Below are 9,057 nucleotides of genomic sequence, written 5' to 3' on the forward strand. Positions count from 1 at the left end.
GTATGCCTTCCGCAGTGGGCTATCAGCCGACTCTGGCTGAAGAAATGGGCCGTCTGCAAGAGCGTATTACCTCCACCAAGACCGGTTCGATCACCTCGATCCAGGCCGTGTACGTTCCAGCGGATGACTTGACCGACCCGTCGCCAGCGACCACCTTCGGTCACCTGGATTCGACCGTGGTTCTGTCCCGTGACATCGCTGCTCTGGGTATCTACCCTGCAGTGGACCCACTGGATTCGACCTCCCGTCAGCTGGACCCGCTGGTCGTTGGCCAAGAGCACTACGACACCGCGCGCGCCGTGCAGGGCACCCTGCAGCGCTACAAAGAACTGCGTGACATCATCGCAATTCTGGGTATGGACGAACTGGCTCCGGAAGACAAGCTGCTGGTGGCGCGTGCTCGTAAGATGCAGCGTTTCCTGTCCCAGCCGTTCCACGTTGCTGAAGTGTTCACCGGCTCCCCAGGCAAGTACGTTTCGCTGAAAGACACCATCAAGGGCTTCAAGATGATCTCTTCCGGCGAACTGGACCACCTGCCAGAGCAGGCCTTCTACATGGTTGGTACCATCGAAGAAGCCATCGAAAAAGCCAAGAAACTGGGCTGATCGATTGACGTAGCGGCCTCCTGATCGAGGCCGCTATCACCGAGGATAAACATGGCAAACACTATTCACGTTGATGTGGTTTCGGCCGAAGAGCAGATCTTCTCGGGCGAAGCGACTTTCGTGGCGTTGCCGGGCGAGCAGGGCGAGCTGGGTATCTACCCGAAGCACACCCCGCTGATCACCCGTATCCGTCCGGGCGCGGTGCGCATCCAGGTTCCTGGCCAGGCTGAAGAAGAGTTCGTCTTCGTCGCCGGCGGCCTGCTGGAAGTGCAGCCGAACTCCGTGACGGTCCTGGCCGACACCGCAATCCGCGGCCACGATCTGGACGAAGCCAAGGCAACCGCCGCCAAGAAACTGGCGGAAGAAAACCTGGCCAACAACAAGACCGGTATCGACTACGCGAAAGCACAGGCGGAACTGGCAGCGGCCATCGGCCAGCTGGCAGCTATCGCCAAACTGCGTCAGACCAAGCACTAATCCGGTTTGCGCATCACAAAAAGGCAGCTACGGCTGCCTTTTTTTATTGTGTTAGCATTTCCCTTTTTGCAATGAGGGGTCTATGCGTCGCATTCTTCTGGCTGCACTTGGCCTGCTGTTCAGCGGCACGGTCGCCGCAGCGGAATTCCGTGATCTGACCGCGACCTTCACCGCGACCTGGGACGCGACCCAGCAGCTGTCCGAGCCGCAGCGTGTGGCAGCCATGAAGCAGGCATTGATGGCGCAGTATCCCGAGTTCTATGGCCGCGGCGAACCGGCCCAGCAGGATGCGCGCATCAGCCGCGCCATCAAGCGCTTTCCTACGATTCGCGCTGCCTATCTGGATCAGGCGCAGCGCTTCTCCGCTGCCATGCAGCAGCATCTGCAAACCTTTAACGCGGTCTTTCCCGACTTCCGCCTGACTGTGCCGACCGAACTGGTGCACTCGCTGGGCGAAATGAATGGCGGCACGCGCGAGCTGAACGGCAAGACGCACCTGATCTTCGGCGCCGACATGATCGCGGCGCTAGACCCGAAAGGCGATGCGGCGCCGCTCTTCCATCATGAGCTGTTCCATGTTCTGCATCAGCAGCATTTCACCTGCTCCGAAGATATCGTCTGGTCGCATATGTGGATTGAGGGCTTGGCGACGTACGTGTCGGCAGTCATGAATCCGCAAGCGAATGAAAAGGAACTTCTGCTGGACTATCCGGCCGGGATGGCCAGTGCGACAAACGCCCTGTTGCCTGCCGCCTGGGCGCAATTGAACACGGTGCTCGACAGTGCAAACGAAAAGGTGAACGAAGATTTGTTCTCCATGGGCGACAAGACGGACAAGCTGCCGCCGCGCCGCGCATACTATCTGGGCTACCTGATTGCAAAAGACGCCGCGAAGACGCACGATCTGCCGGCGCTGGCAAGGCTCGACTGCAAACAGGTGCGCGCGCTGGTCGGCGCCACGGTGGCCAGATTTGCGAAGGAGTCCGCACAATGAAGACCGTTCTGATCACAGGTGCGGCAGGTGTCCTCGGCCGCGCAGTAGTGGCTGCGTTCCGCACCGCCGGCGATAACGTCGTCGCTTTGGGGCGCGACCGCGCGCAGCTGGAGCAGGCGTTTGGGCCGCAGGCGGATGGCATGCTCTACGTTGCAGTCGACCTGCGCGATGCGGCCCAGGTGGCGTCTGCCGCTGCGGCCGCCAGGCAATGCTTCGGCGGCATCGATGTGCTGGTGAATGTCGCGGGCGCCTTCCGCATGGGCACGCCCGCGCACTCGGCGCCGGACGAGGAATGGGACCAGATGCTGGATGTGAACTTCCGCAGCACGCTGAATGCGGTGCGGGCGGTGGTGCCGCATATGCTGGAGGCGGGCGGCGGCAGGATCGTCAGCGTGGCCTCGGCAGCCGCGCRGCAGGGGCAGGCCAATATGGCGCCTTATGTCATCAGCAAGGATGCGGTGATCAGGCTGACGGAATCGATGTCCACCGAACTGCGCGGCAAGGGTATCAACGTCAACTGCGTGCTGCCGGGGATGATCGACACGCCGCAGAACCGCGCCGACATGCCGAACGCCGACCGCAGCAAGTGGACGGCGCCGGAAGCGTTGGCGGACGTGATCGTCTTCCTCTCCAGCGAAGGCGCCCGCGCCATCCACGGCGCGGCGATTCCCTGCACCTGAGCCGCGAAGGCGGGTCAATGACCCGCCCTACGCACCTCCGTCGATGACCCGCCATACGCGGGGCGGTCGATGATTCGCCGTGCCTACCGGCACATCGAATACGACTTCTTCTCTTCGACCCAACGGAAGGTGAAGGTGCGCGACTCGTAACGGGTCTGGCCGATCATCACGTCCGGCGTGACGAGGTCGAAGCGCTGCGGCAGCTTGCCCTTCAGGCGCAGGCGATAGCGGAACTGGGTGTCGTCGCTGGTTGCCACCGCTACCAGGGCCAGCGGCACGCCATTGACGATTTCCACAATCTCCGGCTTCTGGTTGGTGGGCCGCTGATAGACGCTGATCACCTGCGCTTTTTCGATCAAGGCGCCTTTCGGCTGCGTGGCCAGGAAACCATCCGTCTTGAACTGCAGCTGCGTGGAACGCGGCAGCATGTAGTTCAGGCCGATGTCGATGCCACCGTCCGGCGAAGCCGTCGGCGTGGTTGCCGAAACTGTGATGCCGCGCGGGAGCGGGAAGGTGTCGCCGTCCAGCAGCGTGCCGCAGTCGGCCGACGTGGCCTGATACAGCGGCGGAGGATTGTAGGCTTCGCCACAAGCGGCGAGAGCGAGGAGCAGGGCAAATGGCGCGTAGCGGCGCATGATGTGATGTCTTGTTGTTCTTGAGTCCCGCAAGTTTACCTGACTTCGCGGAACTCCAGCCAGAGTCCATGTGCCGAGGAGGGCGGCAGGAAGATGCTGCGGCCGGGTGGCGTCGTCACCGGCTCTGGCGGCGGCAGCCCGCTCGCCTTCATCGCAGCCTGAAGCGCAGCCAGATCGTGCGTTTTCAGCACCGCGCCGATGATGCGCCGTCCCGGTACGAGCTGCCGTGCGGCAGGCAGGAAGACGACCTCGCCTTCAGCGAGCCGCGCGACCGTCGCGGTGCCCGGCTCCGGCGTGTTGACCGRCTGGTTTGCGGCCAGGTCCGCGCCGAGCATGGCCAGCAGGGGCTGGTCGTCATCCGGGCCGGCGAGCCAGACGCCTATCAATCCATACGCGCCGTTGGCATGCGTGAAGTAGGCCTGGCTATCGGTCGGCGATGCGAGCCGCGATGAAAAGAAGAGGTGTTGGGGCGACTCCAATGCGACCGTCGCCCAATCACGGCGGAACGGCAGGCTCAGCGCCTTGAGCCGCGTGCCGAGCGCATCGAAATCCGGTGCGTAGAAGGCTACAAAAGCCGGGCCGTCGCTGTCCCGTAGGTGGTGGACATACTGGCCGCTCAACTCGTCACGCGCAGCGGGCGCGGTAATCAGTTCAATTTCTGTGCGATCGGGGAATTTCAGATGCAGGTTGCGGATGCCATTCTCATGCGGCCGGCCTGGCTTGACCGTGAAGCCGAGGCGGACGAAGTCCCTGGCCGCCTGATCAAGATCGCGCACCGCCAGCGGAATATGGTCGAGCCCCAAAATCACAGGGGCCGGCGCTGCGTGCGCCAAGCCGGCTGTCAGAATGGAAGCGAGCAAAAGTAGTAACAACCTTCGCATTACTATCGGTGCGCCATTGAGTTTCGCGGAATGATACGCTGGGATACCGGCGGTTCCTTTAATTGGAGGTCCTATGATCAACCATTTTGGCCTGGTCGTGACAGATTTTGTGCGCAGCGCTGCGTTGTACGATGCCTGCCTCGCACCGTTGGGCTTCCATCGTCTGGAAACTGATTTAGATTGGGCAATTTATGCACCTGCCAGCGGTGAGCCATTCCTTTGGGTTGGATCGGAAATACCCAGCTATTGGCGATCGGAACACGAAGCTGGACGCTCTCCATTTCATGTAGCATTCAATGCACCCGATCGCACTGCGATTGAAGCATTTTATTCTGCCGCCTTGGCTCACGGCGCCAAGGATAATGGTCCGCCAGGGCCGCGCGTCAGCTGGGCGAATTTTTACTCCGCTTATATCCTTGACCTCGACGGCAATAATATCGAAGCCACCATACGCGAACCTTAGTTTTTCTTCTCTTCCATCAGGGCCAGCAAATGGCCGTCAGGATCACGGAAAAAAGTCATCCACAAATCGTGGTCAGGCATTTTTGCGACAAGATGGGGCTCGTCTTCAAAAGCAACCTGTTTGGATTTTAAATCGGCAGCGACTGCTTCTATATTTTCCACCATGAAGTAATGGCAAGCACCAGATCCAGGTGAAACGGTTTTGGGTGAACCTTCCAGCATCAGCCGTACACCAGCGCAGTCGAAAAATACCAATTCGCCAAAACGGAAGAGTTTTTTCAAGCCGAGCGCTTCGCCATAAAAGGCTTCGGCGCGGTTGGCGTCGGAAACGGGGAGTGCGATCTGGCCAATGCGGGAGAGGCTCATGTTGGCTCCTTATGTTGTTGATTTACATGGTAGCACGACATGGCATGAACGCTAATGTTTGGTGCATTCATGCCACAAACTAGCATAACGATAACTAACTTCGCTTCTCTCGTGCCCGAGCGAGCGCCGCTTTGCCGAGCGACTTCCACTTCGTACGATCGGCGATCCGGTCCAGCGGCGTCTGTTGCGCGCGGCGGACTTCGCGCAGGAGTTTCTGGTAATTCTGCAAGCGGTCCTGATCAATTGCGCCACGAACCGCGCAGCCGGGTTCGGATTCGTGATGGCAATCTCGGAATTGGCAATTTGCGGAAAGTAATTCAATATCGTCGAACGTCGCGGCAATTGCCGATTCATCCGCGTCCGGACTCCAACTTCTTAATCCTGGCGTGTCGATAATACAGGCGCCGGTTTGGCAAAAATACATGGAACGGGCTGTCGTCGTGTGGCGGCCGCGATTATCGCCATGCCGAACGCTACCGGTTTCCTGATTTGCACCGGTCAGCGTATTGGTTAATGTTGACTTACCGGCGCCGGACGCGCCTAATAGGCAAACCGTCTGACCTGCTGCGAGCCAGGGACTTAATTGCGCAGCCGAGGCCGGATCGGCGCCATTAATTTGAAAAACCGGAATGTGAGCGGGCAAGCGAGTGGAAACATCACGCGGCACGGCGATATCGGATTTTGTAAATACGATGAGTGGCGCAATATCCGCAGCACTGACGATTGCAATATAACGCTCAAGGCGGCGCAAATTGAAATCATGGTCAAGACCCATAAGCAATAAGGCGGTGTCGATATTGCTGGCCAATAATTGACGCTGGCCAGATGAATTACGCCGGGTGATTTGATTGGCTGGGGACATCTGTTGAATTATCCACAGCTCGCCGAGAGAGTTAGTCTCAGCAATAAGCCAGTCGCCGACAGCCAATTCGGCATGTAGCGATGGATGGGCGCGCGCGGCGAGTTCGGAACAACCGTCGTGAACAGTCATCCATTCACGCTGGATTTCGGTGAGCCGTACCAGGCGAGAAGTTGGCCCGGCAGGCGGCAGCGTCGCGAGACGCGAAACGATCGGATTATTCAGGCCGAGACGGCGCAATGCTTCGAAATCGAAGTCGATCATGATGAGTTGGTTTTCCCAAAAAATAGATCACGGCGCTCGCAAAGGCGAGCGAACGAAGAAAAGGGAAAGTCGGCGCGCGGTCAGCCGCGGCTCAGCACCAGCTCAGAGAAAGCTAATCGGGGAAGATCGCGGAGATCAGGCGGCCGACAGGAGGGCAATATCCGGCTTACGCATAGTTTTGTCTCCTGTGGGTTGAAAGTTCGCCAAGTGTGGCACTCGGCCGGCTGCCTGTCAACGCGGCGGAATGCGGCGGATTGTCGTGATCGCGCAGCCGGAAGGATGCAAGGCCTCGCGCAGCAGCGACAGCGCCCGTTGCGGATCGGTCCTGCCGCACATGAAGATGTCGGCCGCCGCAAAGCCGGTTTCCGGCCAGGTGTGGATTGAAATATGGGACTCGGCCAGCAGCACGACACCGGTCACGCCCTGGCCCTCGCCAAAGCCGTGGAAATGGCTGTGCAGCACATGCGCACCCGCCGCCGTGGCTGCATCGCGCAGTAGCTGCTCAATTTTCGAGCAATCGGTCAGTAGCTCCGCCGCGATGCCGGACATATCCGCCAGCAGGTGAACGCCCGCTGGCTGATAAAGTTGTTGAACGTGAGCGCTCACTTATGTCCACCTCCGCCACCACCGCCGCTGCCACCGTAGTAGCCGCCACCGCCCCAGCTGCCGGAACTGGACGACCAGCTGCTGCCGCCGCCCGTTGCGGACGGGCCGGAGAACATGCGTACCCAGCTGGTTCCCGAGCTGAACAGGGTGACGAATAGGGCGTAGGCCAGGAATTTATTCATTGCTTGTCGATCGAATCAAGGAAGATCGCGGGCAGGTAGATCGCCAGCGCGCCGAGCATACTGTACGCAAACTGAGCACCGAAGCCGCCATTGTCCATGCTCGCCAGCAGCGGGATGGCATTCAGCACCAGCATCACAATGATGAAATTTTTGGCAGAGCGCTTGTAGCGGCCGGCCTGCTCGGCCAGCTTGGGACCGGACACCGGCGCCGAGCCGTGCACCGAGGTGCCGAACCAGGCCTTGAGCTGGTCGAAAGCCAGCGGCGTCGAGCGCGACCAGGTCAATTCCTCGTCCGTCAGCTCCGCCGCCAGCGAAACCTGCTGGCGCTTGAATTCGGCCACGCGGGTGCGGTCGCCCGCTTTCACGCGCCAGTTGAAGGCGCCCGCCGCGTAGGTCACTACCGAGCCGTAGGTGTAGAGCTTCTCGAATTCGGCCTTGTCCAGCGTGGCGGTGCTCCCGCCATCCCAGGTTGGCCAAACATCCAGCACATTGGCGCGTGACCAACCTTCGTCCGTCTCCACCAGCCAGGTAAAGCCGGCGCGGGGGCCATACAGCAGATATTCGGTCCACTGCGTGCCCTCGTCGTCTGCGCGGCGCATGGCGCCAATCACGGTGAATTCCTGATTGCCCAATTTTCCGGATGCGCCCAGATCGAGGGTAAAGCGTTGCCGCTCCACGCTTTCGCCCGCTGCCAGCACCTCCACCTTCGGACTGGATGCGTCGATCTGCGTGTGGCAGGCATGGCAGACCAGATTGGCGGTCATGCCGGGCAGATACTGGATAGGACTGCCGCAGGAGGGGCAGTCCAGCTTATCCAGCTTGCCGCGGTAACGTCCCGCACTCTGTTTGATCTGCTCATCGTCGCGCAGCAGCTGGCATTGCATCGATTCCAGCGTGACCGGCACGCCGGTGTATAGCGCTGGCGGACCTTCGTCGGAATAATCCAGCGTGACAAAGCTGGAGCCGCGGCGGAAGTCCGCCACCCTGGCTTGCCAGCCGTCGCCGGCTTTGAAAGGCAGCTCGCCCTGGCCGCCAATGCAATCGGCCGTGCGCACATCGGCCGCCGTGTAGTGCTCGTTGTTGATCTTGTACTGCTGTCCTGCGCGCAGCGATTCGAAGGCAGGCAATGCGCTTTCAGGCTGGYGCAACGTTGTGATCATGTACTGGCCGGACGCGTCGCCCAGCCAGCCGGTAGTGGCATCGTCGAACATCAGGTACCACTCGTTCCACATGCCCGCGTCGTAGCGCAGCTGGATGCGGCCCACCACGTTGAAGGGGCGGCCGCCCAGCACGCCGCTGGTGCCGATCTGGATCGGCGAATAGTCCTCCAGCACGGACGAGATTTTGCCCAGGTCCCGCACCGCGTCTGCTTCTTTGAGCACGCGCGTATTGCAGTACTCGCACACGGCCATGACCGACGCGGCCGAGCGGAACTTGACCTCCGCGCCGCAGCTGGGGCAGGAAACGATTTGCATGCGGGCGGATTATCCGATCAGTTTCTTCAGCAGTTCCGCCTTGGTGCTGTCGTAATCGGCAGCGGAGATCAGGCCCTTGTCCAGCAAGCCTTTCAGCTTGGACAGACGATCTTCGATCGATTCCTGCGCTGGTGCTGCCGCCGCTGCCGGCGCTGCAGCCACAGGAGCCGCCTGTCCCATCGTCTGGCCCATGGCCTGGCCGATTGCCTGGCCTACCGCGACGCCGGTACCCAGCCCTGCACCGAGGCCAGCCAGTCCGCCTTCGTTCTGCGCTGCCAGCGGAATCGCCTGCGCAGTCTGGAACTTGGTGTAGCCGGCCATCTTGTCGGCGCCCAGGCCGCCTTTCATGCCGGCGGAGATTCGCTCGTCCAGCGCTGCCTGCAGTTCCTCCGGCAGGCTCACGCTGGCGACATTGAATTCATCCAGTCCGATACCGTAACGGGCGAAGGCGTCGGCCAGGCCGCCTTTGACTTCCTGCGCCATCAGGGCCTGATTAGCCGCCATATCGAGGAAGGCGATCTGTGATGCGCCCAGCGAGCTGGCCATCGACGCCATCAGAATACCGCGCAGC

At 60.8% G+C, this 9,057-nt stretch carries 13 protein-coding genes; 5 read left to right on the forward strand and 8 right to left on the reverse strand.

Annotation, left to right across the window (positions count from 1 at the left end; genetic code table 11):
- The 4 genes from AB4Z11_RS13640 to AB4Z11_RS13655 all read left to right on the forward strand — a co-directional run.
- Nucleotides 1–605 (forward strand): ATP synthase beta subunit C-terminal domain-containing protein (locus tag AB4Z11_RS13640; RefSeq protein WP_442025789.1); only part of this gene is annotated, 605 nt, incomplete at its 5' end.
- A gap of 51 nt (nt 606–656) precedes the next feature.
- Nucleotides 657–1,082, forward strand: a complete 426-nt coding sequence (locus tag AB4Z11_RS13645) for a F0F1 ATP synthase subunit epsilon (protein ID WP_442025790.1) — start codon at nt 657–659, stop codon at nt 1,080–1,082.
- A gap of 82 nt (nt 1,083–1,164) precedes the next feature.
- The gene (locus AB4Z11_RS13650; protein WP_442025791.1) at nt 1,165–2,076 is read left to right on the forward strand and encodes a hypothetical protein; all 912 of its coding nucleotides are present in this window, start codon (nt 1,165–1,167) and stop codon (nt 2,074–2,076) included.
- On the forward strand, nt 2,073–2,756 hold the full coding sequence (locus tag AB4Z11_RS13655; protein ID WP_442025792.1) for an SDR family NAD(P)-dependent oxidoreductase: 684 nt from the start codon (nt 2,073–2,075) through the stop codon (nt 2,754–2,756). Before AB4Z11_RS13650 ends, AB4Z11_RS13655 begins: the two co-directional genes overlap by 4 nt.
- An 83-nt stretch (nt 2,757–2,839) precedes the next feature.
- On the opposite strand, the gene AB4Z11_RS13660 is transcribed toward AB4Z11_RS13655, so the two are convergent.
- Nucleotides 2,840–3,391: a hypothetical protein gene (locus AB4Z11_RS13660; RefSeq protein ID WP_442025793.1), complete on the reverse strand. Its 552-nt coding sequence runs from the start codon at nt 3,389–3,391 to the stop codon at nt 2,840–2,842.
- A gap of 35 nt (nt 3,392–3,426) precedes the next feature.
- Entirely contained in the window at nt 3,427–4,200 is a 774-nt protein-coding gene (locus AB4Z11_RS13665; protein WP_442025794.1) for a VOC family protein, read from the reverse strand.
- Between the two features lie 145 nt (nt 4,201–4,345).
- Between AB4Z11_RS13665 and AB4Z11_RS13670 the strand changes: the two genes are divergently transcribed.
- Complete coding sequence (locus AB4Z11_RS13670) at nt 4,346–4,735, forward strand: VOC family protein (RefSeq protein WP_442025795.1); 390 nt, start codon at nt 4,346–4,348, stop codon at nt 4,733–4,735.
- Here AB4Z11_RS13670 and AB4Z11_RS13675 read toward each other — a convergent pair.
- From AB4Z11_RS13675 to AB4Z11_RS13700, 6 genes are all read right to left on the reverse strand, one after another.
- Nucleotides 4,732–5,100, reverse strand: a complete 369-nt coding sequence (locus AB4Z11_RS13675; protein ID WP_442025796.1) for a VOC family protein — start codon at nt 5,098–5,100, stop codon at nt 4,732–4,734. The two genes, AB4Z11_RS13670 and AB4Z11_RS13675, sit on opposite strands and share 4 nt — an antisense overlap.
- Before the next feature lie 94 nt (nt 5,101–5,194).
- On the reverse strand, nt 5,195–6,223 hold the full coding sequence (gene rsgA, locus AB4Z11_RS13680) for a ribosome small subunit-dependent GTPase A (protein WP_442025797.1): 1,029 nt from the start codon (nt 6,221–6,223) through the stop codon (nt 5,195–5,197).
- 231 nt (nt 6,224–6,454) lie between these two features.
- Complete coding sequence (speD, locus tag AB4Z11_RS13685; protein ID WP_442025798.1) at nt 6,455–6,829, reverse strand: adenosylmethionine decarboxylase; 375 nt, start codon at nt 6,827–6,829, stop codon at nt 6,455–6,457.
- Nucleotides 6,826–7,011 (reverse strand): hypothetical protein, encoded by a 186-nt coding sequence (locus AB4Z11_RS13690; RefSeq protein ID WP_442025799.1) that lies wholly within the window; start codon nt 7,009–7,011, stop codon nt 6,826–6,828. The genes speD and AB4Z11_RS13690 overlap by 4 nt, the downstream gene beginning before the upstream one ends.
- Entirely contained in the window at nt 7,008–8,486 is a 1,479-nt protein-coding gene (locus tag AB4Z11_RS13695) for a DUF4178 domain-containing protein (protein ID WP_442025800.1), read from the reverse strand. Before AB4Z11_RS13695 ends, AB4Z11_RS13690 begins: the two co-directional genes overlap by 4 nt.
- Nucleotides 8,487–8,495: 9 nt before the next feature.
- Nucleotides 8,496–9,057 (reverse strand): SPFH domain-containing protein (locus tag AB4Z11_RS13700; RefSeq protein ID WP_442025801.1); only part of this gene is annotated, 562 nt, incomplete at its 5' end.

This window comes from Pseudoduganella sp. RAF53_2 (assembly GCF_052113985.1).
In the GTDB taxonomy this organism is placed as follows: Bacteria; Pseudomonadota; Gammaproteobacteria; order Burkholderiales; family Burkholderiaceae_D; genus Rugamonas.